Source organism: Paracoccus sp. (in: a-proteobacteria), assembly GCF_030604785.1.
Lineage (GTDB): Bacteria > Pseudomonadota > Alphaproteobacteria > Rhodobacterales > Rhodobacteraceae > Paracoccus.
This window is the reverse complement of the sequence record NZ_JAUVVF010000015.1, coordinates 1-26,387: the sequence shown is the minus strand read 5'-3', so window position 1 is coordinate 26,387 and position 26,387 is coordinate 1. Positions and strand designations below refer to the sequence as shown.

At 67.5% G+C, this 26,387-nt stretch carries 28 protein-coding genes, 1 tRNA gene and 1 pseudogene; 17 read left to right on the top strand and 13 right to left on the bottom strand.

What is annotated here, in order from left to right:
* The first annotated feature begins 149 nt into the window (after positions 1-149).
* Both QAR72_RS06890 and QAR72_RS06885 read left to right on the top strand, forming a co-directional pair.
* Positions 150-1,622 (top strand): NAD-dependent succinate-semialdehyde dehydrogenase, encoded by a 1,473-nt coding sequence (locus QAR72_RS06890; protein WP_304616624.1) that lies wholly within the window; start codon positions 150-152, stop codon positions 1,620-1,622.
* Between the two features lie 116 nt (positions 1,623-1,738).
* Positions 1,739-1,999: a GlsB/YeaQ/YmgE family stress response membrane protein gene (locus QAR72_RS06885; RefSeq protein ID WP_304616623.1), complete on the top strand. Its 261-nt coding sequence runs from the start codon at positions 1,739-1,741 to the stop codon at positions 1,997-1,999.
* Positions 2,000-2,062: 63 nt separating this feature from the next.
* Here QAR72_RS06885 and QAR72_RS06880 read toward each other — a convergent pair whose 3' ends face one another.
* On the bottom strand, positions 2,063-2,818 hold the full coding sequence (locus tag QAR72_RS06880) for a DUF1013 domain-containing protein (RefSeq protein WP_304616622.1): 756 nt from the start codon (positions 2,816-2,818) through the stop codon (positions 2,063-2,065).
* A gap of 187 nt (positions 2,819-3,005) precedes the next feature.
* On the opposite strand from QAR72_RS06880, the gene QAR72_RS06875 reads away from it, so the two are divergent.
* Positions 3,006-3,653 (top strand): ribonuclease T2, encoded by a 648-nt coding sequence (locus QAR72_RS06875; protein WP_304616621.1) that lies wholly within the window; start codon positions 3,006-3,008, stop codon positions 3,651-3,653.
* Positions 3,654-3,767: 114 nt separating this feature from the next.
* On the opposite strand, the gene QAR72_RS06870 is transcribed toward QAR72_RS06875, so the two are convergent.
* Together QAR72_RS06870 and QAR72_RS06865 are read right to left on the bottom strand one after the other, a co-directional pair.
* On the bottom strand, positions 3,768-4,760 hold the full coding sequence (locus QAR72_RS06870) for an NAD(P)H-quinone oxidoreductase (protein ID WP_304616620.1): 993 nt from the start codon (positions 4,758-4,760) through the stop codon (positions 3,768-3,770).
* Positions 4,761-4,769: 9 nt separating this feature from the next.
* Entirely contained in the window at positions 4,770-5,423 is a 654-nt protein-coding gene (locus tag QAR72_RS06865) for a COQ9 family protein (RefSeq protein WP_304616619.1), read from the bottom strand.
* Between the two features lie 96 nt (positions 5,424-5,519).
* On the opposite strand from QAR72_RS06865, the gene rpsU reads away from it, so the two are divergent.
* Positions 5,520-5,726 (top strand): 30S ribosomal protein S21, encoded by a 207-nt coding sequence (gene rpsU / locus QAR72_RS06860; RefSeq protein ID WP_081994671.1) that lies wholly within the window; start codon positions 5,520-5,522, stop codon positions 5,724-5,726.
* 85 nt (positions 5,727-5,811) lie between these two features.
* Here rpsU and QAR72_RS06855 read toward each other — a convergent pair whose 3' ends face one another.
* Positions 5,812-6,273, bottom strand: a complete 462-nt coding sequence (locus QAR72_RS06855) for an Lrp/AsnC family transcriptional regulator (RefSeq protein ID WP_219828823.1) — start codon at positions 6,271-6,273, stop codon at positions 5,812-5,814.
* A gap of 130 nt (positions 6,274-6,403) precedes the next feature.
* Here QAR72_RS06855 and ald point away from each other — a divergent pair, with 130 nt between their 5' ends.
* Positions 6,404-7,522 carry an alanine dehydrogenase gene (ald, locus tag QAR72_RS06850; RefSeq protein ID WP_304616618.1) on the top strand — a complete coding sequence of 373 codons (1,119 nt, stop codon included), beginning with the start codon at positions 6,404-6,406 and terminating at the stop codon, positions 7,520-7,522.
* A gap of 56 nt (positions 7,523-7,578) precedes the next feature.
* Here the strand turns inward: ald and mscL are convergent, their stop codons facing one another.
* The 4 genes from mscL to QAR72_RS06830 all read right to left on the bottom strand — a co-directional run bounded on the left by mscL (position 7,579) and on the right by QAR72_RS06830 (position 10,413).
* Positions 7,579-8,022 carry a large conductance mechanosensitive channel protein MscL gene (gene mscL / locus QAR72_RS06845; protein ID WP_304616653.1) on the bottom strand — a complete coding sequence of 148 codons (444 nt, stop codon included), beginning with the start codon at positions 8,020-8,022 and terminating at the stop codon, positions 7,579-7,581.
* 67 nt (positions 8,023-8,089) lie between these two features.
* Positions 8,090-9,232 (bottom strand): CaiB/BaiF CoA transferase family protein, encoded by a 1,143-nt coding sequence (locus QAR72_RS06840; RefSeq protein WP_304616617.1) that lies wholly within the window; start codon positions 9,230-9,232, stop codon positions 8,090-8,092.
* Positions 9,229-9,867, bottom strand: coding sequence for a DsbA family protein (locus QAR72_RS06835; protein WP_304616616.1), 639 nt, complete (start codon positions 9,865-9,867; stop codon positions 9,229-9,231). Before QAR72_RS06835 ends, QAR72_RS06840 begins: the two co-directional genes overlap by 4 nt.
* Before the next feature lie 3 nt (positions 9,868-9,870).
* On the bottom strand, positions 9,871-10,413 hold the full coding sequence (locus tag QAR72_RS06830; RefSeq protein ID WP_304616615.1) for a DUF721 domain-containing protein: 543 nt from the start codon (positions 10,411-10,413) through the stop codon (positions 9,871-9,873).
* 85 nt (positions 10,414-10,498) lie between these two features.
* Here QAR72_RS06830 and QAR72_RS06825 point away from each other — a divergent pair, with 85 nt between their 5' ends.
* From QAR72_RS06825 to QAR72_RS06815, 3 genes are all read left to right on the top strand, one after another.
* Positions 10,499-11,524, top strand: a complete 1,026-nt coding sequence (locus tag QAR72_RS06825) for an A/G-specific adenine glycosylase (RefSeq protein ID WP_304616614.1) — start codon at positions 10,499-10,501, stop codon at positions 11,522-11,524.
* Between the two features lie 35 nt (positions 11,525-11,559).
* Positions 11,560-12,708, top strand: coding sequence for an alkane 1-monooxygenase (locus QAR72_RS06820; RefSeq protein WP_304616613.1), 1,149 nt, complete (start codon positions 11,560-11,562; stop codon positions 12,706-12,708).
* Between the two features lie 180 nt (positions 12,709-12,888).
* Positions 12,889-13,683, top strand: coding sequence for a Crp/Fnr family transcriptional regulator (locus tag QAR72_RS06815; RefSeq protein WP_304616612.1), 795 nt, complete (start codon positions 12,889-12,891; stop codon positions 13,681-13,683).
* A gap of 51 nt (positions 13,684-13,734) precedes the next feature.
* Here the strand turns inward: QAR72_RS06815 and ilvC are convergent, their stop codons facing one another.
* On the bottom strand, positions 13,735-14,757 hold the full coding sequence (gene ilvC, locus QAR72_RS06810; RefSeq protein ID WP_304616611.1) for a ketol-acid reductoisomerase: 1,023 nt from the start codon (positions 14,755-14,757) through the stop codon (positions 13,735-13,737).
* A 128-nt stretch (positions 14,758-14,885) separates the two neighbouring features.
* Here ilvC and QAR72_RS06805 point away from each other — a divergent pair, with 128 nt between their 5' ends.
* Positions 14,886-15,341: an Lrp/AsnC family transcriptional regulator gene (locus tag QAR72_RS06805; protein ID WP_304616652.1), complete on the top strand. Its 456-nt coding sequence runs from the start codon at positions 14,886-14,888 to the stop codon at positions 15,339-15,341.
* Positions 15,338-15,796 carry an Lrp/AsnC family transcriptional regulator gene (locus QAR72_RS06800; RefSeq protein ID WP_304616610.1) on the top strand — a complete coding sequence of 153 codons (459 nt, stop codon included), beginning with the start codon at positions 15,338-15,340 and terminating at the stop codon, positions 15,794-15,796. The genes QAR72_RS06805 and QAR72_RS06800 overlap by 4 nt, the downstream gene beginning before the upstream one ends.
* A 12-nt stretch (positions 15,797-15,808) precedes the next feature.
* On the opposite strand, the gene QAR72_RS06795 is transcribed toward QAR72_RS06800, so the two are convergent.
* The 3 genes from QAR72_RS06795 to mnmD form a co-directional block, all read right to left on the bottom strand.
* The gene (locus tag QAR72_RS06795; RefSeq protein ID WP_304616609.1) at positions 15,809-16,000 is read right to left on the bottom strand and encodes a hypothetical protein; all 192 of its coding nucleotides are present in this window, start codon (positions 15,998-16,000) and stop codon (positions 15,809-15,811) included.
* 70 nt (positions 16,001-16,070) lie between these two features.
* The gene (locus QAR72_RS06790) at positions 16,071-16,376 is read right to left on the bottom strand and encodes an HNH endonuclease (RefSeq protein WP_304616608.1); all 306 of its coding nucleotides are present in this window, start codon (positions 16,374-16,376) and stop codon (positions 16,071-16,073) included.
* A gap of 129 nt (positions 16,377-16,505) precedes the next feature.
* A complete protein-coding gene (gene mnmD, locus QAR72_RS06785) occupies positions 16,506-17,186 on the bottom strand; it encodes a tRNA (5-methylaminomethyl-2-thiouridine)(34)-methyltransferase MnmD (RefSeq protein ID WP_304616607.1) in 681 nt (226 codons plus the stop codon).
* A gap of 29 nt (positions 17,187-17,215) precedes the next feature.
* On the opposite strand from mnmD, the gene QAR72_RS06780 reads away from it, so the two are divergent.
* The 3 genes from QAR72_RS06780 to katG all read left to right on the top strand — a co-directional run bounded on the left by QAR72_RS06780 (position 17,216) and on the right by katG (position 21,900).
* Complete coding sequence (locus QAR72_RS06780) at positions 17,216-18,259, top strand: NAD(P)/FAD-dependent oxidoreductase (RefSeq protein WP_304616606.1); 1,044 nt, start codon at positions 17,216-17,218, stop codon at positions 18,257-18,259.
* A gap of 57 nt (positions 18,260-18,316) precedes the next feature.
* Positions 18,317-19,591 (top strand): DUF4202 family protein, encoded by a 1,275-nt coding sequence (locus QAR72_RS15620; protein WP_331497645.1) that lies wholly within the window; start codon positions 18,317-18,319, stop codon positions 19,589-19,591.
* A 137-nt stretch (positions 19,592-19,728) separates the two neighbouring features.
* Positions 19,729-21,900, top strand: coding sequence for a catalase/peroxidase HPI (gene katG / locus QAR72_RS06765; protein WP_304616650.1), 2,172 nt, complete (start codon positions 19,729-19,731; stop codon positions 21,898-21,900).
* Between the two features lie 210 nt (positions 21,901-22,110).
* On the opposite strand, the gene QAR72_RS06760 is transcribed toward katG, so the two are convergent.
* Positions 22,111-22,195: transfer RNA gene (locus QAR72_RS06760), tRNA-Leu, on the bottom strand.
* Positions 22,196-22,400: 205 nt separating this feature from the next.
* Here QAR72_RS06760 and QAR72_RS06755 point away from each other — a divergent pair.
* From QAR72_RS06755 to QAR72_RS06740, 4 genes and pseudogenes are all read left to right on the top strand, one after another.
* Entirely contained in the window at positions 22,401-23,390 is a 990-nt protein-coding gene (locus QAR72_RS06755) for a complex I NDUFA9 subunit family protein (RefSeq protein WP_304616605.1), read from the top strand.
* Between the two features lie 3 nt (positions 23,391-23,393).
* Positions 23,394-24,197 carry an undecaprenyl-diphosphate phosphatase gene (locus QAR72_RS06750; RefSeq protein ID WP_304616604.1) on the top strand — a complete coding sequence of 268 codons (804 nt, stop codon included), beginning with the start codon at positions 23,394-23,396 and terminating at the stop codon, positions 24,195-24,197.
* A 151-nt stretch (positions 24,198-24,348) separates the two neighbouring features.
* On the top strand, positions 24,349-25,833 hold the full coding sequence (locus tag QAR72_RS06745; RefSeq protein ID WP_304616603.1) for an NAD(P)-dependent oxidoreductase: 1,485 nt from the start codon (positions 24,349-24,351) through the stop codon (positions 25,831-25,833).
* A gap of 108 nt (positions 25,834-25,941) precedes the next feature.
* A pseudogene (locus QAR72_RS06740) lies at positions 25,942-26,387 on the top strand (hypothetical protein); the annotation flags it as partial.

Sequence of the window (26,387 nt, the reverse complement as noted above, 5' to 3'; positions counted from 1 at the left end):
AAACGCGCCGCCCTCCAGAGAGATCGCCAAGAGGGACAGCCTGGCGATTGCCACTGGAACGCAGGCCGGGCCGTTTTGGTTCAACCCGCTTTGACAACCTGTCGGGCGCATGGTCATCATGCCCCCGCAAGAACCCCGATGAGGCAGCCATGACCGCGCAAGACACCGACCTGAAGGCCCTGCTGAAAGATCCCTCGCTGCTGGAAACGCGCGCCTTCGTGGCGGGCGAATGGGTCGATGCCGATGACGGCGCCACATTCGAGGTGACGAACCCCGCACGCGGAGACGTGATCGCCCGCGTCGCCGATCTGGGCCGGGCCGAGACCGCACGCGCTATCGCCGCCGCCGAGGCCGCGATGAAGGACTGGGCCGCCCGCCCCGCCAAGGAACGCGCACAGGTCATGCGAAAGTGGTTCGACCTGATGATGGCCAATCAGGACGATCTGGGCACTATCCTGACCGCCGAGATGGGCAAGCCCCTGGCCGAGGCCAAGGGCGAGATCGCCTATGGCGCCAGCTTCATCGAGTGGTTCGGCGAAGAGGCCAAGCGCATCTATGGCGAGACGATCCCCGGCCATATGCGCGACAAGCGCATCACCGTGATCCGCCAGCCGATCGGCGTGGTGGGCTCGATCACGCCCTGGAACTTCCCCAACGCCATGATCGCGCGCAAGGCCGCGCCCGCTTTGGCGGTGGGCTGCGGCTTCGTCGCACGCCCGGCGGCGGAAACGCCGCTATCGGCGCTGGCCATGGCGGTGCTGGGGGAACGCGCGGGCCTGCCCAAGGGCATCCTGTCGGTCGTCACCTCGTCGCGGGCCAGCGATATCGGCAAGGAATTCTGCGAGAACCCGACCGTGCGCAAGCTGACCTTCACCGGCTCGACCGAGGTCGGGCGCATCCTGCTGCGTCAGGCCGCCGATCAGGTGATGAAATGCTCGATGGAGCTGGGCGGCAACGCGCCCTTCATCGTCTTTGACGACGCCGATCTGGATGCTGCCGTCGAAGGGGCGATGGCCTCGAAATTCCGCAACAACGGCCAGACCTGCGTCTGCGCGAACCGCATCTATGTGCAGGCCGGGGTCTATGACGCCTTTGCGAAAAAGCTGGCCGCCGCCGTGGACAAGCTGCGCGTGGGCGACGGGCTTGAGGATGGCGTCACCACCGGCCCGCTGATCAACGAGGACGCCGTCGAGAAGGTCGAGGACCATATCCGCGACGTGCTGGATGGCGGCGGGGCAGTCGTCACCGGCGGCAAGCGGATCAAGGGCCTGTTCTTCGAGCCGACCGTGATGACGGGCGTGAAGGACGACATGAAGGTCTCGACCGAGGAAACCTTCGGCCCCCTTGCCCCCCTGTTCAAATTCGAGACCGAGGACGAGGTGATCGCCAAGGCCAATGACACGATCTTCGGCCTGGCCTCCTACTTCTACGCCCGCGATATCGGCCGCATCACCCGCGTGCAGGAGGCGCTGGAATACGGCATTGTCGGCGTGAACACGGGCATCATCTCGACCGAGGTCGCGCCTTTCGGCGGGGTCAAGCAATCGGGCCTTGGCCGCGAGGGCAGCCGCCACGGGGCCGAGGATTTCCTCGAGATGAAGTATATCTGCCTGTCGGTCTGACCGCCTGCCGGATCCGGTCCCGACCCTGCAAGGGAACGCATTGGCCCGTTGCGGCATTATCGCTGCGACGGGCCGTCGCAGGGACGCGCCCCACAACCTGACGAAGGGGCAAAGACATGGAAGGTTTCGGCTGGATCATGACGATCATCCTTGGTGCGCTGGCAGGCTGGATCGCCGAGCGCATCATGAAGGGAGACCATACGCTGCTGCTGAACATCGTTCTGGGCATCGTCGGCGCGCTGCTGGGCAACTGGCTGTTCCGCCTGCTGTTCGACGCCACGCTTGGTGGCATCATCGGCCAACTGATCGTCGCGGTGATCGGCGCGGTGATCCTGATCTGGCTGGTCCGCGCGATCAGCGGCCGCAGCCGCGCCTGACCGCGCATCGGGCAGAACGCAAAAGGCCGGGCAATCGCCCGGCCTTTTTTGATGTGAGGCGGCTCAGCGGCGGCCGTTATCATCCTCGTCATCTTCGTCATCGTCATTGTCGGGCAGATTGAAGAAGCTGTCGGCATCCAGTTCAGCCTCGGGCTTCTTCTCTTCGCGGGTCAGGCTGAAGTTCTCCAGACCGGCGATCGAGCTGGGCAGGCGCGGCTCGTCCGACATGGCCAGCGAGGTTTCGGTGCTGACCAGCATGCGGCGTTCGTCATCGGTCATCACGCCACCCTCGGCGGCCTTCTTCTTGGCAGCCTTCTGGACGGCGGCGTCCAGTTCGGTCTGGCGGCAGAGGCCAAGCGCGACCGGGTCGATCGGCTGCATGTTCTGGATGTTCCAGTGCGTGCGCTCGCGGATCGAGGTGATGGTGGGCTTCGTCGTGCCGACCAGCTTGGCGATCTGCGCATCCGCCAGTTCCGGGTGGAACTTGACCAGCCACAGGATCGCGTTCGGGCGGTCCTGACGCTTGGACAGGGGCGTGTAGCGCGGCCCGCGGCGCTTTTCCTCGCCTTCGGCGGCGGGGTTGTGCTTCAGCCGCAGCTTGTAGGCGGGGCTCGCCTCGCCGCGCTTGATCTCTTCGGGGTCAAGCTGGTTCGAGGCGACGGGGTCGTAACCCTTCACGCCCATCGCCACATCGCCATCGGCGATGCCCTGGACCTCAAGCTCGTGCAGACCGCAGAAATCGCCGATCTGCTTGAAGCTGAGCGTGGTGTTGTCCACCAGCCAGACGGCAGTGGCCTTGGCCATCAGCGGCTTGCTCATGTCAGTCTCCTTCGCATCGTGGTCCCTGACCATGGAGGGCTTGGGCCGGGAAATCGGCTTTCGGCGGGCGCCATTCCTCGGGTGTCGGGGGAATTGCCGGGGGATATAGCGTTTTCAGGCTGCGGGGAAAAGAGGATTCATGCGCAAAGCCGCTTGTCAGCCGCTTTTGCCGCGCTAGGCTCGCCTGATGCGTTCCGTTCTGACCCCCGCTTTGGCGCTGCTTGCCGCCCTGTGGATGCCCGTTGCCGCGCATTCCCGCGACGTGGCGGGCCGCTTCGACTATTACATCCTGGCGCTGTCATGGCAGCCCGCCTGGTGCAGCCGAACCGGCGATGCGCGCGGCGCAGCGGAATGTGCACCCGGCACCGGCCGGGGCTTCACGGTGCACGGGCTCTGGCCCCAGAACGAAGAGGGTTGGCCCGAATATTGCCGAAGCCGCCACCGCGACCCGTCTCGCCGCGAGACGGCTGCGATGGCTGATGTGATGGGCTCGGCCGGGCTGGCCTGGCATCAATGGCAGAAGCATGGCCGATGCAGCGACCTGCCTGCCGCCGGCTATTTCGATGCCACGCGCCAGGCGGCCGGCAGCATCGCGATCCCCGAGATCCTCGAGCGGCTGCCGCGCGATGTGAGCCTGCCGCCGCTTGTGATCGAGCAGGCAATCCTGGAGGCGAACCCGATGCTGGAGGCAGACGGCGTGACGGTGATCTGCCGCGACGGCGCGCTGACCGAGCTGTGCATCTGCCTGACCCGCGATCTGGAGCCGCGCCGCTGCGCGCCCGATGTGCGGCGCGATTGCGGACGAGCGCGCATCGTGATGGAGGCGCCGCGCTGAAGCCGCGCCTGCGCCTGCGGTCACCGCCCCTTGCGTCCCGCGACGGCCGGGGGCGCTTCGCCCCCCGGACCCCCCGAGGATATTTGCACCAAGGCAAAGAGGCGCGTGGCGCGATCAGGTGTCGTCGGCGATCCTGAGGACGATCTTGCCGATATGCTCGCTGCTTTCCATCCGGCGATGCGCCCCGGCGGCCTGATCCAGCGCGAATTCGCTGTCGATCGTGACGCTGACCGCGCCCTGCCCGATCATCGGCCAGAGCTGCTTGCGCAGAGCGTCGGCCAGTTCGGCCTTGGCCACGTCGGATTGCGGGCGCAGGGTCGAGCCGGTCACGGTCAGACGGTTCACCATGATCTGGGCGAAGTTCAGTTCGACCTTGGGGCCTTCGAGGAAGGCGATCATGACCAGCCGCCCGTCCTGGGCCAGGGCCTTGATGTTGCGCGGGATGTAGCTGCCGCCCACCATGTCGAGGATCAGGTTCGCCCCGCCCGCATCGCGCAGGATGCGGGTGAAATCCTCGCTGCGGTAGTTGATGGCGGTCGCGCCGAGGGCGCGGATGGCATCGCATTTCGCCTCGCTGCCGGCGGTGGCGAAGACGCGGGCGCCAAGCGCGCGGGCCACCTGGATCGCCATCATGCCGATGCCGGACGAGCCGCCATGGACGAGGAAGCGTTCGCCCCCGGTCAGGCGGCCGCGCTGGACCACGTTCGACCAGATGGTGAAGGCGGTTTCGGGCAGGCAGGCGGCCTCTCGCGCGGTCATGCCGTGGGGGATGCGCAGCGCGTGGTCGGCGTGGCAGACCGCGTATTCGGCATAGCCGCCGCCGGGCAGCAAGGCGCAGACCTGTTCGCCCTTGCGCCAGCGGGTCACGCCCGCGCCCATGCCGACGATCTCTCCGGCGCATTCGAGGCCGGGCAGGTCCGAGGCGCCCGGCGGCGGGTCATAGGCCCCCGCGCGTTGCAGCACGTCGGGGCGGTTCACCCCGGCATAGGCCAGCCGGATCAGGATCTGGTCGTGGCAGGGCACGGGTACGGGGCGCGTGGTCGGGCGCAGCTGGTCGGCGGCGCCGGGGGCGGCGATCTCGACCGCCTTCATCGTGTCGGGGATCATCGCGGGCCCTCAGTGGCCGTGACCGGGCAGAGCGCGCGGCCGGGGCGCGCGCACCCAGCCGAAGGCCGCCTTGGCCAGCCGGTCGGCGCCGGGAAGCTTGCGGATCTGCGCCTTGACCGATTCGAAGCGCATCACGCCGTCGATCCGACGGTCGATGAAGGCGCGCGTCTCGGCATGGCCTTCGGATTCGTCGCCCAGCCAGTAGAGCACGCTGGCCGAGATCACGCCCGACAGGATCGCCCGCTTGGAATACCAGTTCAGGTCGTCCGAGGGATCGCCGAGCCCGGTCCAGATCACGTCGGCGCTTTCCCAGACCAGACGCGCGGCCAGCGCGCTGTTCTGCGGCAGGGCGAGAACCGTCGCGCCCGCGCGCACCAGTTCCGGGTCCGAGAGTTCCAGCCGACGCCATACGGCCTGGGCCACGCGGTCGCGGAACCGGCCCTCGGGCGGGTTCAGCGACAGCGCACGCCGAAGCGCGCCGTCGCCGCGCCGGTGATAGGCCGCCGCCAGATCGGCGCCGCCGCGCGGCAGATGCACCGCGACCAGCGCCGGGTCCATGCCGATATCGCGCGCCCCTGCCGCGATGGCGTCGCGGTTCATCCCCTCGAAGGGCACGTGGATCAGCGCCGCGTCGATCAGCGCATCCCGGTCGGTCTGTGTCATGGCCTGCCTCGTCTCTGGACAAATGCCCCCGCCGGTGATAACGGGGCGCTTCCTGCAATTCGATCAACTCTAACCTAGGAAGGTGGTGACAACCACATGCAGGTCAATGTTCGCGACAACAACGTCGAACAGGCGCTCCGCGCCCTGAAGAAGAAACTTCAGCGCGAAGGTGTCTTCCGCGAAATGAAGCTCAAGCAGCATTTCGAGAAGCCGTCGGTCAAGAAAGCCCGTGAAAAGGCCGAGGCCGTTCGCCGCGCCCGCAAGCTGGCCCGTAAAAAGGCACAGCGCGAAGGCGCACTGTAAGACGACGCGATCTTGTGTAATCCGAAAACCCCCGCGACGCCGTGTCGCGGGGGTTTTCTTTTGCCGTCAGCCGCTTGACCGGCCGTCAGACCGGGATCGCCGTTGTGCGGAACACGGTGCGCAGCGCGAAGCTGGAATGCATCTGCGCGACGCCCGGCAGGCGCGCCAGATGCTGGCGGTGGATGCGCGCGAAATCGTCGGTATCCTCGACCACGATCTTGAGCAGGTAATCCGCCGTCCCCGCCATCAGGTGGCATTCCAACACGTCGGGGATCTGGGCGACGCCGCGCTCGAACGCCTCGAGCACCTCGTCGGCCTGCCCCGACAGGGTGATTTCCACGAAGACGGTCGTCTGGCGGCGCAGGGCGCGGGCATCCAGCAGCGCCACATAGGCCGAGATCACGCCCGATTCCTCCAGCCGCTGGACCCGGCGGTGACAGGCCGAGGGCGACAGATGCACCCGCAGCGCCAGCTCGGCATTGCTGATTCGCCCCTCTTTCTGAAGCAGGGACAGGATTCGGCGGTCTATTGCGTCCAGTTCGGCCATGGGCGCAGTTTCTTCGATCAACCGGCGCTTTGCCAGAAGGATCTTGCACCGCCTTGGCAGGGCGCGGCGCATCTTCGCAGCACCTTGCGCGTTCATGCTGGCACCATGGCGGAAAATAGGGAGGAAAATCATGAAGATCGGTTGTCCGAAGGAAATCAAGCCGCAGGAATTCCGCGTGGGCCTGACCCCCGCCGCCGCCGCCGAGGCCGTGGCGCGCGGCCATCAGGTGCTGGTCGAGACCGGCGCGGGGCTGGGCGCGGGTTTCGAGGATGAGGATTACACCAAGGCGGGTGCACAGATCGCGCCCGACGCGGCGACGGTCTTCGCCGAGGCGGATCTGGTCATCAAGGTCAAGGAACCGCAGGCGGCCGAGCGGGCGATGCTGCGCAAGGGGCAGATCCTGTTCACCTATCTGCATCTGGCCCCCGACGAGCCGCAGACCCGTGACCTGCTGAAAAGCGGCGTCACCGCCATCGCCTACGAGACCGTGACCGATGCGCGCGGGGGGCTGCCCCTGCTGGCGCCCATGTCCGAGGTGGCGGGGCGTCTGGCGCCTCAGGTCGGGTCATGGGCGCTGCAGAAGGCCAATGGCGGGCGCGGCGTGCTGCTGGGCGGGGTGCCGGGGGTCCGGCCTGCCAATGTGGTGATCATCGGCGGCGGGGTCGTGGGCGCGGCGGCGGCACGGGTCGCGGTGGGGATGGGCGCGAATGTCACGGTCATGGACCGGTCGGTGCCGCGCCTGTCCTATCTGGACGACATTTTCATGGGCAAGCTGACCACCCAGTTCGCCAGTGGTCCGGCGACGGCCGAGGCGATCACCCGCGCCGACATGGTCATCGGCGCCGTGCTGATCCCCGGGGCAGCGGCGCCGAAGCTGATCAGCCGTGAACAGCTTGCGACCATGCCGCAGGGCGCGGTCCTGGTGGATGTGGCCATCGACCAGGGCGGCTGCTTCGAGACGTCGCGCGCCACCACCCATCAGGACCCGATCTACGAGGTCGACGGCATCATCCATTACTGCGTGGCCAACATGCCCGGCGCGGTGGCCCGCACCTCGACCCAGGCGCTTGGAAATTTGACGATGCCGCATCTTCTGGCGCTGGCCGACAAGGGCTGGCGGCAGGCGGTGACGGACGATCCGCATCTTCGGGCGGGCCTTTCCACGCATGAGGGGCAGCTGACCTCGATCCCTGTGGGCGAAGCACTTGGCATCGACGCCGTCACGCCCGAGGCGCTGCTGGGCCTGTAGCGCCGGGCACAGGCGCCGGGGCCGGCACGCCGGCCGGCCCCGGCGCGGTCGCGCGTTCAGATGCGGGTGGCGCGGTCGGCCAGCAGGTCGCGGATCTGGGCAAGCAATTCCTCCTGGCTGGGACCGGCGGGGGCGGGCGCGGGGGCTTCCTCTTTCCTGATCGCCGCCGTCTGGATGCGGTTCACCGCCTTGACCAGCAGGAACACCGCCCAGGCGATGATCAGGAAATTCAGCACCGCCATCAGGAAGGCGCCATAGGCAAAGACCGCCGCGCCGGAATTGCGCGCGGCCTCCAGGCTGGCGCCATCGGGGACGTTGCCCGACAGGACGACATACTGATTGGTGAAGTCGATGCCGCCCGTCAGCAGCCCCAGAATCGGGTTGATCAGGTCCCCGACAAGCGAGTTGACGATGGCGGTGAAGGCCGCGCCGATGATGATGCCGACGGCCAGGTCGATGACATTGCCGCGCGCGATGAAGGTGCGGAATTCCTTGAACATGATGGTCTGCCCCATTTACCCGCGGCGTCCCGCCGCAGGCTCAGGGTGAATCAGAAAACGCGCAAGATCAATCGCCGCCGCCGCCCGGCGCCGAGCCGCCCGGATCGTCCTGCCCGAGCGCGGGCGAGGCGCGGCCCAGATCCAGCGCCGCGTCCGAGAACGTGATCGGCAGGCGGACGCCCGGCACGCCCTCGGGGTCGATCCTCAGGCCGCGCGCGATCACCTGGGGATCGGCGAAGACATCGGCCATGTCGTTGATCGGCCCGGCGGGAACGCCCTCGGCCTCCAGCGCGGCCAGCAGATCGTCGCGCCGCCAGCCCCGCGTGACGGCGGTCAGGCTGGCGGTCAGCGCCTCGCGATGGGTGATCCGCAGAGCATTGGTCGCGTAATCGGGCGCCCCGGCCAAGGCGGGCAGGCCGAGGACCGCGCAGAGCCTGCGGAACTGCGCGTCATTGCCGGTGGCGATGATGATCCAGCCATCGGCGCAGTCGAAGACCGCATAGGGCACAAGGTTGGGATGCGCGTTGCCCATCCGGCCGGGCGGCGTGCCGCTGGCCAGATAGTTCATCGCCTGATTGGCCATGACCGAGACGGCCACATCCATCAGCGCCATGTCGATCTGCTGCCCGCGCCCGGTCCGCCCCCGCTGGTGCAGCGCCGCCAGAATGCCGGTCGCGGCATAGACGCCCGTGAACAGGTCCGTGACGGCCACGCCGACCTTTTGCGGCTGGGTCGAGGGATCGCCCGTCACGCTCATCAGGCCGGACATGCCTTGGATGATGTAGTCGTAGCCCGCCCGGTGCGCATAGGGGCCGGTCTGGCCGAAGCCGGTCACGCTGCAATAGATCAGGCGCGGGTTCAGCGCCGACAATGCGGGATAATCCAGCCCGTATTTCGCCAGCCCCCCGACCTTGAAATTCTCGATCACCACATCGGCGTCGCGCACCAGATCGCGGACGCGGGCCTGACCCTCGGGCGTGCGGAAATCGGCGACGACCGAGGCCTTGCCCCGGTTCGCGGCATGGAAATAGGCCGCGCTGCGCTGCCCCTTGTGGTCGATGAAGGGCGGCCCCCAACGGCGCGTATCGTCGCCTTCGGGGGCTTCCACCTTGATCACCTCGGCCCCCAGATCGGCCAGGATCTGACCGGCCCAGGGCCCGGCGAGGATCCGCGCCAGTTCGACGACGCGGATACCGGCCAGAGGCGTCATTCGGCGGGCGCTTCTTCGGCCGCCTCGTCCAGCTTGGCCTGGATCAGCGAACGCATGCTGTCCCAGGACTGGTTCGGCACCTTCTCGCCGCCGATGATGAAGGTCGGCGTCGCCTCGATCCCGTCGGCGGTGGCATTGGCCTGGAAGGTCGCCACAAGCTGCTCGACCTTGGCGGTGTCGTCCCAGCAGGCGGTCATCTGGTCGTCGCTGAGCCCCGCCTTGAGGCCGATGCGGCGCAGGCCGGCCGCGATCTCGTCGCCCGAGCCGCCCTGCGCCCAGGATGCCTGATCCTCGAACAACATGTGCGAGATCGCGTAATAGCGGTCATCGCCGCCGCAGCGCGCCAGAATGCCCGCCCAGAGGCCGACCTGATCGAAATAGACATCGCGCTGCACGAAGCGGACCTGGCCGGTATCGATGAACTCGGCCTTCAGTTCGGGAAAGACGTTGTTGTGGAAGTTCGCGCAATGCCCGCAGGTGAAGCTGGCATATTCGATCACGGTCAGCGGCGCGTCCTCGGCGCCAAGCGCGATGTCGGGCAGGGTATCGGGCTGGGCGTCCTGGGCCAGAGCGGGCGCCGCAAGGGCCAGGGTGATCGCGGTGGCGGCAGGGGCCACGAGATGGCGAAGGAACATGAATTATCCTTTCAGGGTCTTGGTCTTGTTGCGGCCCGAGACATTCAGCGCCAGTCGCGCCATCGCCTCGGCCAGGGTCGGATCGGTGAACTGGGCGGCGATCCCCGCGGCCTCGGCCTGCATTGCCGGGTCGGGCGGGGGGGCGGCCTTGGGCCGGTGGGCAAAGCTGGCCTGCCCCTCGGCAAAGCCCTGCGCGGCGGTCTGGGTCAGCGTGACGCGCTGGATCGCGTTGTAGCCGTAGCAGGCATTCACCTTGTCGCGCAGCTCGGGCAGGCGCATCTCGACCATGGGCGCCATGGGGCCCGTGGTCAGCAGCGTCAGCGTGGCGCCGAAGCTGCCGCGGCCGTGGCTGATGCGGACGGGTCGCGTCACGGCGGCCAGATCGGCGCCGACGATCTCGGGCCAGTGGGTCAACAGGCGCGACACGGCGAAACCGCGCCCTTCGGCCGCCTTCTGCACCCGCGCGGCCAGCAGACTGGCGGCGGGGCGGAAGCCCTTGCCGCGACGTCCTGTCGGTCCGGTCGGATAAGGCGGGGTCTGGGACATCGTTGCCTTGGCTGCTATCACGTGGCCGAACTTAGCCAGCCCGTCGTCCGGATGAAAGCGCGCCCTATGCCCCAAGGCCACATAATTGCGTGACAGCAAGGTGATCGCCCCGGACCTGCTGGCCTGGTATGACCGCCATGCCCGCGTCCTGCCCTGGCGCCAGCCGCCCGGAGGCGGCCCGACCGACCCCTACCCCGTCTGGCTGTCCGAGGTGATGCTGCAACAGACGACGGTGGCGGCGGTGCGCGACTATTTCCGCCGTTTCACCACGCTCTGGCCGGACGTGAAGGCGCTGGCTGCGGCGGATGACGCGGCGGTCATGGCCGAATGGGCGGGGCTTGGCTATTACGCAAGGGCGCGCAACCTGCTGGCCTGCGCGCGGCAGGTGGCGGCAGCGGGCGGCTTTCCGACGACCCGCGAAGGGCTGCAGGCCCTGCCGGGCATCGGCGCCTATACCTCGGCCGCAATCGCCGCCATCGCCTATCAGCACCCCGAGACGGTCGTGGACGGCAATGTCGAACGTGTGGTGGCCCGGCTTTTCGCCGTCCAGCAGCCCCTGCCCGAGGCCAAGGCGCACCTGACTGCCCTGGCCGCGACCATGACCCCGCAGGAACGACCCGGCGATTACGCGCAGGCGATGATGGACCTGGGCGCGACGATCTGCACCCCGCGCAGCCCGGCCTGCGGGATCTGCCCGCTGATGGCCGTCTGTGACGCCCGCGCGCAGGGGATCGCGGCCGAATTGCCGCGCAAGGCCGCCAAGACGCCCAAGCCCGAGCGGACCGGCCTGGTCTGGATCGCGCGGCAGGGCGATTCGGCCCTGCTGGAGCATCGCCCCGCCAAGGGGCTTCTGGGCGGGACGCTGGCCTTCCCCTCGGCCGGGTGGGACGGGCGCGACCTGCCGCCGCCCGGCCCGGCGGAATGGCGCGATCTGGGCACGGTGCGGCATGTCTTCACGCATTTCTCGCTGGATCTGACCGTCCATCTGGGCGATCTGGCCGGTAACCCCACGCGCGGAGAGCTGGTGCCGCTGCGACAGATCGACCGCGCGGCGCTGCCCGGCCTGATGCGCAAGGTCTGGGATATGGCGCTTCCCGCGATCCGGGTCTAGCATCGCGGCGCCTGCAACCCATCAGGGATGTTCCGATGACCGCAAGCCCGTCCCCCCGCCCGGGCCGCCTGCCCGCCGCCGCGCCCTTCTGGCTGTCGATCGTGATGATCCCGCTTGTCGTCGTCGCCGCGACGCAGGGCGGGCTGTGGTGGCTGCTGCTGCCCGGCTATGCCTGGTATGTGACGACCGCGCTGGACGGCGTTCTGGGCCTGAACGAGGAAAACCCCGACCCCGAGACCACGACCGACCGCCTTTTCTGGCATCGCGCCATCACGATCATCTGGTTCCCGCTGCAATTCGCCGCGATCTTCGGGTCGATCTGGTATGTCCAGACGACCGGCCATCTGTCGGGAGGCGAAAAGCTGGGCCTGTTCTTCGGAATCGGCGTCCTGTCGGGCAGCATCGGCATCGTCTACGCGCATGAACTGCTGCACCAGAAGACGCCGCTGGAACGCTGGCTGGGCGACCTGCTGCTGGCCTCAGTGCTGTATTCGCATTTCCGCACCGAGCATCTTCTGGTTCATCATTCCTGGGTCTCGACCCCCCGCGACGCGGTCTCGGCGCGCTACAATGAGGGGTTCTACCGCTTCTTCTGGCGGGTGCTGACCGAGGGGCCGCGCAGCGCATGGCAGGCCGAGACGCGTTTTCTGGCCCGCGCCGGGCGCAGCCGATGGGACCGGCGCAACCCCTTCTGGCGCTACGCGGCGCTGCAATCGGGGATGCTGGCCCTTGCACTGGCGCTTGGCGGCTGGGCGGGGCTGGGATTGTTCGCCTTTCAGGCCTTCATCGCGGTCTGGCAGCTTGAACTGACCAATTACGTCGAGCATTACGGCCTGACCCGCAAGCATCTGGGCGAGGGCCGATACGAGCCCGTGCGCCCCCGCCACAGCTGGAATGCCAGCCATACCGCGACGAACTGGCTGCTGATCAACCTGCAGCGGCATTCGGATCATCACTACAAGCCCGACCGCCGCTTTCCCCTGCTGCAGACCTATTCCGAGGACGAGGCCCCGCAATTGCCGTTGGGCTATCCCGCGATGACCTTCGTGGCGATGGTGCCGCCGCTCTGGCGGCGCCGGATGAACCCTCGCGTTCGCGCATGGCGCAAACGCTTCTATCCCGAGATCGAGGACTGGACGCCCTACAACAGCGGAACGCTTCCCATGCCGCGCAATGCTTTGTGACGGCAGGAAATCGACCGCCAGTGTCGCGGAGCCGACATTCCGTCCGTCGAGCTCTGCTATACGAAAGATGCAATCAACGGCGCCGTGCGGTTGTACATGGTTCCATTTTAGCGCCTTGATTGTTCTTATCTTAGGCACTTGTCCCTTGCATCGACATGCCCGCTGCCCCTCTACTGCCTGGTGAAGCAGGCATTGGATGATATCGTGCAGGGAAGCCTCGTGCGCGCGACGACAGCGGAACAGGACGGGCTCGACGCGGCCGCTGGCATCGATCCCACCGGGCCGGGGCTGCATCTTGCGGCCAGCCTGGCGCGGATCATGCGCAACCATCCAGCGGCCCTGCTGGCCGGGATCGACGTGCCCTCGCTGCACAGCTTCCTTTCGCGCTGCGAGATCACGCGCCATGCCACTCCGCGCCAGATCATCACGCAGGGCGACAATCTGGATCATGCCTATCTGGTGATCGCCGGCGCGGTCGAGATTTCCGTGATGGATGAAAGCGGGAACTTCCTGCTGGCCCATCTGGCCCAGGCGGGCGAGGTCGTGGGCGAGGTCGAGCTGCTCAGCCGCCGCCCCTGCGTCGCCAGCGCCACCGCGCGCAGAGGATCGACCCTCGCGCGGTTCGGCTCCGACCTGCTGCGCGCCCATGTGCCGGCCGAGAGGTTGCTGCAGAACCTGTCCGGCGTGCTGCACGACCGCCTTGGCCGAGACAACAGCCTGCATCTGACCGCGCTGTTCTATTCGTCCGAGGATCGCATCCGCAGCCACCTTCTGCGCTTCACCACGGCCGAATCGCCCCGCACCGATATCAGCCAATCCGATCTGGCCACGTTCAGCGGCTGTTCGCGCCAGACGGTGAACCGGACGCTGGCACAATTGCGCGACGAGGGTATCCTTCGGCTGGCGCGCGGCAGCATCACGGTGCTGGACCGCAACCGCCTGCGGCAGTTCCGCGCGCTGACAGACAAGGCCTGAACGCAAAATGCCGGGGAAAGCCCCCGGCATTCGCATCTGGTTCGGCTCGGCTCAGTTGCGGGCCTTGTCCACCATCTTGCCCTTGCTGATCCAGGGCATCATCTCGCGCAGCTTGGCGCCGACCTGTTCGATCTGGTGCTCGTCATTGGCGCGGCGCGAGGCTTTCAGCGTGGGCTGGCCCACGGCGTTTTCCAGCATGAAGTCCCGGACGAACTTGCCCTGCTGGATGTCGGTCAGCACGGCCTTCATGCGGGCCTTGGTCTCTTCATAGGGCAGGATGCGCGGGCCGGTGACATATTGGCCGTATTCCGCCGTGTTCGAGATCGAGTAATCCATGTTGGCGATGCCGCCCTCGTAGATCAGGTCCACGATCAGCTTCACCTCGTGCAGGCACTCGAAATAGGCCATCTCGGGGGCATAGCCCGCCTCGACCAGCGTCTCGAAGCCGCAGCGGATCAGCTCGACCAGGCCGCCGCAGAGGACCGCCTGCTCACCGAACAGGTCGGTCTCGCATTCCTCGCGGAAGTTGGTCTCGATGATGCCCGAGCGGCCGCCGCCGATGGCCGAGCAATAGGACAGGCCGATATCCATCGCCTTGCCCGAAGCGTCCTGATGCACCGCGACCAGGCAGGGCACGCCGCCGCCCTTGGTGTATTCGCCGCGCACCGTGTGGCCGGGGCCCTTGGGCGCCATCATGATGACGTCGACGCCGGGTTTCGGCTGGATCAGGCCGAAATGCACGTTCAGGCCGTGGGCAAAGGCGATCGCCGCGCCGTCGCGCAGGTTGTCATGGACGTATTTCTTGTAGGTCTCGGCCTGCAGCTCGTCGGGCATGGTGAACATGATCACGTCGCACCAGGCGGCGGCTTCGGCGATGCCCATGACCTTGAGGCCCTCGGCCTCGGCCTTCTTGGCCGAGGGGCTGCCCTCGCGCAGGGCGACGACAAGGTTCTTGGCGCCGCTGTCGCGCAGGTTCAGGGCATGGGCGTGGCCCTGGCTGCCATAGCCGAGGATCGCGACCTTCTTGTCCTTGATCAGGTTCACGTCGCAATCGCGGTCGTAGTAAACGCGCATGGGATCATCCTTCCTATCTGCTGCCGCCTTTCTAGCGCGGGCAATGAAAAAGGGTTCATGCAATCCGCGCGCTTTTCGTCGGCTTGGCGAAATGATCATGCCGTGATATGCGCTAGCTGATGAGTTTCATGCCCGATGCCACCGATCGCCGCATACTGCGACAGCTTCTGGCCGATCCGATCGCGCCGAACGCGGTTCTGGCCGAACGCGCTGGCGTGACCACGGCCAGCCTGTGGCGCCGGATCGAGCGGATGCGTGAGGCGAGTGTCCTGAAGGGCGTGCAGGCGCGGATCGACTGGCGCGCGATGGGCTGGGCCGTCGAGGTGTCGCTGCGCTTCACGCTGGACAAGACGAACCCGCGCGCCTTTGACGAATTCCTCGCTGCCCTGCGCGAGGTGCCCGAGGTGATCGAGATCCAGTCCTTTCTGGGCAGCGTGGACTGGCGCGCCTCGGTCATCGCGCGGGACATGGCGCATTGGCAGCAGGTCTATCGCGACCGGATCCTGACCCTGCCCCACATTGCCGAACTGGACGCGCTGATGCTGGTCGCCACGATCAAGGACAGTGAGGAATTGTCGCTGTGACCGATCTGGATGCGACCGATCTGGCGCTGCTGCGCCTTCTGGCCGAGGATGCGACCCGCAGCGCCGCCGATCTGGGCCGCGCCGTGGGGATCGGGCAGCCTGCGGCCTGGCGGCGCGTCAAGCGGTTGACCGATCAGGGCGTGATCGCGGGGCGGCGCGTCGTGCTGGACCCGGCGGCGCTCGGCTTCGGGGTCACGGTCTTCCTGGGCATCAAGCTGGCGGCGAAGGGCCGCACCAGCCTCGAGGATTTCGAGCGCGCCGTGACCGCCATCCCCGAGGTGCAGCTGGTCCAGCATGTTCTGGGCCAGTTCGATTACCGCCTGCGGATCACCGCACGCGACATCAGCGATTTCGAACGGATCCTGCGGCGGCGCATCATGACCCTGCCCGGCGTCGGGCAGGTCGAGGCCAATGTCATGCTGTCCGAGGAACGCCGCCCCGGCCCCTTGGGCTGAGGCGGTCGCGGATCAGGACATCACCCGCCGTTCCATGCCGCAGCCGGACTTGCCGGCGGGGATCACGGCGGGCTTTCCGTCCTCGGCGGGCTGCGGCGCCTGGATCACGACGGGGGCGGGGGTGGGCGTCCCGGTGCCTTGGGCCAGTGCGGCGGGGGCGGCCAGCACGGCAAGGGCGATGGCGGTCAGGATCGGGCGGGTCATGGTCGTCTCCTTTTCCGGTTGAGACCACAGAATGCACCCGAATCGCCTTTCGGCCAAAGGACAAGATGCCTCAGCGCGCGCGGCCCAAGAATCCGGGCGGGCGTTTGGCCACCCATGCCCAGAATCGCGCCAGTTCCGGATGAGCACGCAGCGCCTCGACGCTGTTGTAATGGCGGGCAAGTTCGGTCTCGCGCAGGGTCTTGTGGATGGTCTTGTGGCAGATGTGGTGCAGAAGCACGGTCGGACCGCCCTTGCCGCCGCGCAGCTTGGGGATCAGGTGATGGCGGCTCTGCGGCACGTGGGGCGGGATCGGACGCAGACAGAGCGGGCAGAGGGGATCGCCCCGTTCGTCAACTTCGTCATCGGTCGTGGACATGGCGCGATGAGAGCAGAGGACGCGCGTCCGATCAAGCCGCAGGACCTTGCCGGGGGCGGTGGCGCGGCCACGCCGCCCCATCGAGGGGCGCCGCAGCCGCCGGGGCTGCGCCCCGATCAGGCGCCGGCCTCAGGCTGGGCGGATCAGGCGGCCGATGCTCATGTGCCGCTTGCGGCCAAAGCCGGGCCGGCGCTGGACCTCGAAACCGGCAAGCGTCAGCGCGCGCCGGACATGGCCCGCCGCCGTATAGGTCGCGAAGCTGCCGCCCGGCGCGGTGTGGCGCCCGACCTGCTCCATCACCTCGTCGGACCACATCTCTGGATTGCGGGCGGGCGAGAAGCCGTCGAGGAACCACGCATCCGCGCTGTCCTGCCAGCCGGGCAGCGTCTGGCGCGCATCGCCAATCACCAGCGTCAGATCGACCGGACCCACCGCGACCCGCGCCTGCCCCCAGCCCTGCCGCAGCGCGTCAGCCAAGGGCGCCAGTTCCGGGAAAGCGGCATGGGCGCGTTCCATCTGCGCGATGCTCATCGGATAGGCCTCGAAGCTGGTCATGCGGACCGGGACCGGGCTCAGCGCGGCAAGGGCGAGGCAGTTCAGCCCGGTGCCGAAGCCCAGTTCCGCGACATGGAAGCCGGGACGCAACCGCGCCGGCAGGTCATTGCCGTCCAGAAACACATGCCGCGTCTCGGCCAGACCGCCGGCCAGGCTGAAATAGGGATCGTCAAAGCGCGTCGAGACCGGCACGCCGCCCTCGCGCCATTCCAGCGACGGCTCGTCTTCCTGCGGCTGATCCTGTATCGGCACCATGAGAGGCTGCTAAGCGAAGGAGCGTCGGCTTGACAAGTCCCCCCTCTGTCACCGTGATCGGCGCGGGCGTGTTCGGGCTGGCCTCGGCCTTTGCGATGGCGCGGCGCGGCGCGCGCGTTACCGTGATCGAGGAACGGTGCGTTGGTGCGGGCTCATCTGGCGGGCATGTCGGCGCGCTGGCCCCCCATGCGCCCGAGAACTGGAACGAGAAGAAGGCCCTGCAACTGGACAGCCTGCTGGCGGCGCAGGCCTTCTGGGCGGATGTCGCCGCGATTTCGGGCCGCGATCCGGGCTATGCCCGGCTGGGCCGCCTGCAACCCGTCCCCGACGCGGCCGCGGCCGACAGGCTGGCTGCCCGCATCGAGGCGGCACGGCTGCGCTGGCCCGCGGATTGCGGCATGTCCCTGACCGACCGTCCCGAAAGCGCGCTGGTCCCCGACAGCCCGTCGGGCCTGTGGCTGCATGATGCGCTTACGGCGCGGCTGTCGCCCCGCGCGGCCTGTGCGGCCCTGGCGGGGGCGCTGGACGCGCTTGGCGCGCGGATCGAGGAAGGGCGCCGCGCCGATCCCGACAGCATAGACGGACCGGCGCTGTGGGCCTGCGGCACGCCCGGGCTCTTGCGGCTGAACGTGGATCTGGGGCGCAAGGTCGGACAGGGGGTCAAGGGTCAGTCGGCGCTGCTGGCATTCGCCGCGCCGGACAGCCCGCAGGTCTTTGCCGACGGGCTGCATATCGTGCCTCATGCGGACGGCACGACCGCGATCGGCTCGACCTCGGAGAACAGCTACGACTACGACCGCCCCGACGATCAGGTGCTGGCGCTGGTCGAGCGCGCCCGCGCGATCTGTCCCGCCCTCGGCGACGCGCCGGTGATCGACACATGGGCCGGGCTGCGCCCGCGCGCGCAGAGCCGGGCGCCGGTTCTGGCGCCGTGGCCGGGTCGGCCCGGCCATCTGATCGCCAATGGCGGCTTCAAGATCGGCTTCGGCATGGCGCCCCTGATCGCGGATCTGGCCGCGCGCGCGCTGCTGGACGGGGCCGCCGACCTGCCCGCGCTGTTCGCGCTGCCCTGAGTTGCCTTGCCACGGATCGCGGCCCTTGCCAGACTGACCCAAAGCCCGGAGCGCCACATGAAGACCAAGCTGGAAACCGTTCTCGCCGCCATCGACGCCGCCAACGCGCAGGACCCGAATCTCGATGACGGCACCCCGGCCGAACTGCTTTACGGCCAGCGCATGACGGCCGAGCAGGAGCGGCTTTTCCCGCAGGCTTCGGACGTGCTGCGGATCGCCTGCCGCGGCCAGCATATCGAACGCTGGACCCTGCCCCGCGGCGCCTATCCCGAAGGCCGCCCCGGCTATCTGCAATGGCGCCAGGAACAGGGCCGCCGCCATGCCGAGCGGGTCGCGGGGCTGATGCAGGACGCAGGCTATGACGAGGCCGAGATCGCTCAGGCGCGCAAGCTGCTGATGAAGCAGGGCCTCAAGCGCGACCCCGAGGTGCAGGCGCTCGAGGACGTGATCTGCTTCACCTTCATCCGCTGGTATCTGGGCGATTTCGCCCCCACCCAGCCCGACCACAAGCTGCCGCGGATCATCGAAAAGACCGCCCGCAAGATGTCGCCCGAGGCCCGTGCCCGCGCGCTGGCGGAATTCGACATTCCCGACGCCTTCGCCCCCTATTTCGCCGATGACACGGCGCAGGCCCGGATCGACGCGGCGGTGATTGTCTCGCATGGCCAGCCCGGCGATCCCGGCCCCCAGCAGCAGGCCATCGAGGATCTGGCCGCCCGCGTCGCGGCCCATCTGCCCGGCGTCACGGTGCGCGGCGCGACCCTGGCCATGCCCGGCGCGCTGGCCCGGGCGGCCACATCGAACAGCCTCATCTATCCGATGTTCATGGCCGAGGGGTGGTTCACCGGGATCGAACTGCCGCGCCGCCTGACCGAGGCCGGCGCACCGGGCGCCCATATCACCCGCCCCTTCGGCGCCAATCCGGGCCTTGACGCGCTGATCGTCGCCCGCGCGCATCAGGCGGCCGCCGAACGCGGCTGGCGCCCCAACGAGACGACGCTGCTGCTGACCGCGCATGGCTCGCAACGCTCGCAGGCCAGCTACACGATCACGACCGCGCTGGCGGAACGGATCGCGCCGCATTTCGCCCGCGTCGTCACCGGCTTCGTCGAGCAGGAGCCCTTCATCGCGGACGCAGCGCGCGGCCTGAGCCGGGCGGTCAGCCTGCCCTTCTTCGCCCTGCGCGCCGAACATGTGCTGGAGGACCTGCCCGACGCGCTGGACGAGGCGGGCTTCGACGGCCCGCGCCTCGACCCGATCGGGCTGGATGACGAGGCTCCGCGCATGATCGCGACCTCGATCCGTGCCGAACTGGACCGGCAGACGGCCTGAGCGATCCATAAGAAAGCCTGATCGCATCTGTCAGAATATCGGATTTGGCCTTATCCGACCATGATGCTATAGGCATGCCAAGTCTTCCGCGCGCAGCCCGCGCGGATGCAATCCTACAGCAACTTCAGGAGGACATGATGGACGGCAACGACATCCCCTCGGGCAAATGCCCCGTGATGCATGGCGGGCTGACTGCCAGCGGCAGCTCGGTCACCTCGTGGTGGCCCAATGCGCTCAACCTCGACATCCTGCACCAGCATGACGGCAAGACGAACCCGCTCAAGGGCTTCAACTACCGCGAGGAAGTCCGCAAGCTGGATTTCGAGGCCGTCAAGGCCGATGTCCGCGCGCTGATGACCGACAGCCAGGAATGGTGGCCGGCCGATTGGGGCCATTATGGCGGCCTGATGATCCGGCTGGCCTGGCACTCGGCGGGCTCCTACCGTCTGGCCGATGGCCGGGGCGGCGGCGCGACCGGCAATATCCGCTTTGCGCCGCTGAATTCGTGGCCGGACAACGCCAATCTCGACAAGGCCCGGCGCCTGCTGTGGCCGATCAAGAAGAAATACGGCAACCGCCTCAGCTGGGCCGACCTGATCCTGCTCTCCGGCACCATCGCCTATGAATCGATGGGCCTGAAGACCTTCGGTTTCTCGTTCGGACGCGAGGACATCTGGCACCCCGAAAAGGACGTCTATTGGGGCGCCGAAAAGGAATGGCTGGCGCCGTCCGACGAACGCTATGGCGACGTGGCCGATCCCTCGACCATGGAAAACCCGCTGGCCGCCGTGCAGATGGGCCTGATCTACGTGAACCCCGAAGGCGTGAACGGCAAGCCCGATCCGCTGAAGACGGCCGCGCAGGTCCGAGAGACCTTCGCCCGCATGGCCATGAATGACGAGGAAACCGCCGCGCTGACCGCCGGTGGCCACACGGTCGGCAAGGCCCACGGCAATGGCCGCGCCGAAAACCTCGGCCCAAGCCCCGAAGGCGCCGAACTGCACGAAGGCGGGCTTGGCTGGATGAACCACCACACCCGCAGCGTGGGCCGCGACACCGTGACCTCGGGGATCGAGGGTGCCTGGACCACCAACCCGACCAAGTGGGACAACGGCTATTTCGACCTTCTCTTCGGTTATGAATGGGAACTCCGGAAATCGCCCGCCGGCGCGTGGCAGTGGATGCCCATCGGCATCCGCGAAGAGGACATGCCCGTCGATGTCGAGGATCCCTCGATCCGCACCATGCCGATCATGACCGATGCCGACATGGCCATGAAGATGGACCCGACCTACCGGGCCATCTGCGAACGCTTCCGCAACGATCACGCCTATTTCTCGGATTGCTTCGCCCGCGCCTGGTTCAAGCTGACCCACCGCGATCTGGGCCCGAATGTCCGCTATATCGGCCCCGACGCCCCGACCGAGGAACTGATCTGGCAGGATCCGGTCCCCGCCGGCCGCACCGATTACGACGTGGCGACGGTCAAGGCCCGCATCGCGGCCAGCGGTCTCTCGCTGTCCGAGATGGTCTCGACCGCATGGGACAGCGCCCGCACCTTCCGCCAGTCCGACCTCCGCGGCGGCGCGAACGGGGCCCGCATCCGCCTCGCCCCCCAGAAAGACTGGGAGGGCAACGAGCCCGCCCGCCTGCAAAAGGTCCTGTCGGTGCTCGAGCCGATCGCAGCCGAAACCGGCGCCTCGCTGGCCGACGTGATCGTCCTGGCGGGCAATCTGGGCGTCGAGCAGGCGGCTCAGGCCGCGGGCGTCGCGCTGGAGCTGCCCTTCACCCCGGGCCGCGGCGACGCGACCGAGGCCCAGACCGACGCGGCCTCCTTCGCCTCTCTCGAACCGCTCACCGACGGCTTCCGCAACTGGTCGAAACAGGACTACGTCGTCTCGCCCGAGGAAATGTTGCTCGACCGCGCCCAGCTTCTGGGCCTGACCGCGCATGAAATGACCTGCCTGATCGGCGGGATGCGCGCGATGGGCACGAATCACGGCGGCAGCAAGCACGGGGTCTTCACCGACCGCGAAGGCGCGCTGACGACGGATTTCTTCGACAACCTGACGAACATGGCGTGGAAATGGGTGCCGCGCGCGGACGGGCTTTACGAACTGCGCGACCGCAAGACCGGCGAGGTCAAGTGGACGGCCACCCGCGTCGATCTGGTCTTCGGCTCGAACTCGATCCTGCGCGCCTATGCCGAACTCTATGCGCAAGACGATAACCGCGAGAAGTTCGTCCATGACTTCGCGGCCGTCTGGACCAAGGTGCTGAACGCCGACCGCTTCGAACTGGCGGCCTGATCACCCCCGACCGACCAGCCAAGGGCCGCTCGACCGGGCGGCCCTTTCGCATGCCCGGCCCTTTGCCTTGGGCGAAATATCCTCGGGGGGAGTCGCGGAACGCGACGGGGGGCAGACAGCCCCCCCTGCCCGGCCCGACACGATGCTCAACCCACCGAATTCAGACGAAAAAAACAAAAACGCCGCAGCAATGAAGCTGCGGCGTTTTTATGGTGCCCAGGAGAGGACTCGAACCTCCACGCCTTGCGGCACACGGACCTGAACCGTGCGCGTCTACCAATTCCGCCACCTGGGCAGGTGGTGTGAGCGGCTGATTAAAGACAGTCTCGGGGAGCGTCAATGGGGGTCGTGAAAGTTTTTTGAATCTTCTTTCGACAAGCCCGGTCCGGCCCGCCCGGGCTGCGGCGAAGACCGGCCTGCGGCGTCAGGCTGGCTTGCCGCAACGGCGCGGTTTCGTTATGCCTCGCCCAGACAGCGGCATGATTGAAGGAGCAGGCTCCATGGCGAAACTGGTCACGATCTTCGGTGGATCGGGCTTTGTCGGCCGACAGGTCGCCCAGCAGATGGCCCGTGACGGCTGGCGCGTCCGCGTTGCGGTCCGCCGCCCCGACGAGGCGCTGTTCACCCGCGCCTATGGCGTCGTGGGCCAGGTGGTCCCGGTCCTCTGCAACATCCGCGACGAGGCCTCGGTCCGCGCTGCGCTCAGCGGCGCCGATGCCGCGGTGAACTGCGTCAACATCCTGCACCCGCAGGGCAAGAGCAACTTCACGACCGTCTTCGAGACCGGCGCCGAGATCGTCGCGCGCCTCTCGGCCGAGATGGGCGTGGCGCGGCTCGTGCATCTGTCGGGCCTGGGCATCGATCCCGAATCGAAAAGCCGCTATGTCGCCGCGAAATCGCGGGGCGAGGCCGCCGTTCTGGCCGCGCGTCCCGACGCGGTCGTGCTGCGCCCCTCGGTGATCTTCGGGCCCGACGACAAGTTCTACAACCGCCTTGCCCCGATGACGCGGCGCGGGCCCTTCATGCCCCTGATGGCGGGCCAGGTAAGGATGCAGCCGGTCTATGTCGAGGACGTGGCCCTGGCCGCCGCCAAGGCCGCCAAGGGCGAGGCCGCGCCCGGCATCTATGAACTGGGCGGCCCCGACGTGCTGACCATGCGCCAGATCTCGGAACAGGTGCTGAAGTCGGTGGGCCGCAAGAAGGTGCTGCTGCCCGTCCCGAAAGGGATCGCGCGCATCGGCGCGACCATGCTGGACATCCTGCAGCTGCTGACCGGGGGGCTGTTCACGAACAACATCCTCAGCCGCGACCAGCTTCTGCTGCTGACGCGCGACAACGTGGTCAGCGGCGGACATCCGGGCTTTGCCGAGCTGGGCATCCAGCCGGTCTCGGCCGAGGCGGTGATCGACACCTATCTCTGGCCCTTCCGCCCGGCGGGCCAGTATCACGCGGCGAACCAGTCGGCCAAGAACCTGCGCGGCCAGCCTTAAGCCATGGAATCGAACACGATCGCTGCCGCGGTCCTCGGGGTTCTCGAGGGCCTGACCGAATTCATCCCGGTATCCTCCACAGGCCACATCCTGCTGGCCGGCCATTTCCTGGGCTTCGATTCACCGGGGCGCGCCTTCGAGGTGATCATCCAGCTTGGCGCCATCATGGCGATCCTGGGGGTCTATGCCTCGCGGATCGTGCAGATCCTGCGAGACGCCCCGACCGAGCCGGGCGCGCGCCGCTTCGTCGCCGCCGTGCTTGTCGCCTTCCTGCCGGCCGCCGTGATCGGCGTCTTCGCACATGGTTTCATCAAGACGGTGCTCTTCGAGACGCCCATGCTGATCGCGGTCATGCTGATCCTGGGCGGCTTCATCCTGTTGTGGGTGGACCGGCGCAGCGTCACGCCCGCCTATAGCCGGGCAGAGGATTTCCCGCTGCCCATGGCTCTGAAGATCGGCTTCATCCAGTGCCTTGCCATGATCCCCGGCGTCTCGCGTTCCGGCGCGACGATCGTCGGCGCGCTGCTTCTGGGCGCGGACAAGCGTTCCGCGGCCGAGTTCTCGTTCTTCCTGGCAATGCCCACGATGCTGGGCGCCTTCGTCTACGATCTCTACAAGAATCAGGACATCCTGCACGGCGACGCTCTTGGCAACATCATCATCGGCTTCATCTTCGCCTTCGCCGCGGCGATCATCGTGGTGCGCTGGTTGCTGGGCTATGTCTCGCACCATGGCTACGCCCTGTTTGCCTGGTGGCGCATCGCAGTCGGAAGCGTTGCATTACTTGCACTTACAGTAATTGGGTAAATTATACTGACCTTCAAACCGCAGCGCAGCATCCTTACCGGGTCGCGCTGCGGGGAAAAAGTCGCTTTTAGGTCAGCATAGCTGACTTTTCATTCAAATCGCCTTGGTTTATCTGGGCTGCACACGGTCTTTCACGGAAGGTTGCGCAGCCATGGCCACGCAGAAGATGCTCAAGTTCGTCTCGACCCCGCGCGAGATGCCCGAGAAACGCTCGGCTGCCGAACGCAGCGAGGACTTCCGCGAGATCTACCAGGAATTCGCCGCCCAGAAGGCCGCCGAACAGGCGGGCCGCTGCAGCCAGTGCGGCGTGCCCTATTGCCAGTCGCATTGCCCGCTGCACAACAACATCCCCGACTGGCTGCGCCTGACCGCCGAAGGCCGCCTGCGCGAGGCCTATGAGGTCAGCCAGTCCACCAACACCTTCCCCGAGATCTGCGGCCGCATCTGCCCGCAGGACCGCCTGTGCGAGGGGAACTGCGTGATCGAGCAATCGGGCCACGGCACCGTCACGATCGGCGCCATCGAGAAATACATCACCGACACGGCATGGGAGGAAGGCTGGGTCCAGCCCTCGGCCCCGGTGCAGGAACGCGCGGAATCGGTGGGGATCATCGGTGCCGGACCGGGGGGTCTGGCCGCTGCCGAAGCCCTGCGGCGCAAGGGCTTTCAGGTGACGGTCTATGACCGTTACGACCGCGCGGGCGGGCTGCTGACCTACGGCATTCCCGGCTTCAAGCTGGAAAAGGACGTGGTCATGCGCCGCAACAAGCTGCTTGAGGACAGCGGCGTCGAATTCGTGCTGAACTGCAATGTGGGCGAGGATATCAGCTTCGACGCGATCCGGGGCAAGCACGATGCCGTGCTGATCGCCACGGGCGTCTACAAGACCCGCGATCTGGATATCGACAACGCCAATGCCGGCGGGGTCGTGCGCGCCATCGATTACCTGACGGCCTCGAACAAGATCGATCTGGGCGACGAGGTTCCCGATTTCGAGGATGGCGAGCTGAACGCCAAGGGCAAGCGCGTCATCGTGATCGGCGGCGGCGACACGGCGATGGATTGCGTCCGCACCGCGATCCGGCAGGGCGCGCAATCGGTGAAATGCCTTTACCGCCGCGACCGGGCCAACATGCCGGGCAGCCAGCGCGAAGTGCAGAACGCCGAGGAAGAAGGCGTTGAATTCGTGTGGCTTTCCGCGCCCGGCGCCTTTACGGGCCATGTCACCGGCGTGGCCGCGACCGCGCAGGAGCGCGATGTGGATGGCCTGCCGCAGATCGCATCGGTGCGCATCCAGAAGATGCGCCTGGGCCAGGCCGACGTGACCGGCCGCCAGTCGCCCGAACTGATCGACGGCGCCGATTACGACGAGCCCGCCGATCTGGTCATCAAGGCGCTTGGCTTCGAGCCCGAGGACCTGCCCAAGCTGTGGGGCGTCGACGGTCTGGAAGTCACCCGTTGGGGAACGATCAAGGCGAATTTCCAGACGCACCATACCTCGATCCCCGGCGTCTTTGCGGTGGGCGACATCGTGCGCGGCGCGAGCCTGGTCGTCTGGGCGATCCGCGACGGCCGCGAGGCGGCGGATTCGATCGAGGGCTTCCTGACGGGCGAGGCCCGCATGGCTGCGGAATAGGCCGCACGGATCATGCAGAACAGGGTCACGGATCGTGCACAGAACGTACACCGGCAACGCACGCTGGCCGTTGCGCGGCCGGATGCGCCTGTCGGGCTTGCGTCAGGGATGCTGACGCTTCTGGCGGCGGCCGGCGCCTGGGCGCTGACCGCCCTGCCCGGCCTTGGCGCCAGCTTCACGCCTCCGGCCGGGTGCCGGCTGGAGGTGACGGTGCAGAATCGCGGCTGTTCGGTCAGCCAGTATTACCGCTGCGACGCCGATCCCGAAGGGTGGCAGCGCAGCGCGATCTTCGACCGCGAGGGGCTGCGCCACCTGTCCACCATCGACGCCGAGACGCGCTGGATCGAAAGCCAGAACCCGCGTTTCGGCATCATGGACCGGCTGGTCGAACAGGCCGAAAGCCATGCCAGCTTTTCGCGCCTGCTGGAAACCGGGCGCGACGATTTCGACTTCATGACCGAATCGAACACGGGCGAGCGTCTGCGCTTTCAGGGCCATGACGTGCTGACCGGCGAGACGGTCGAGATCGACGGCGTCACGCTGGAGCGCACGCG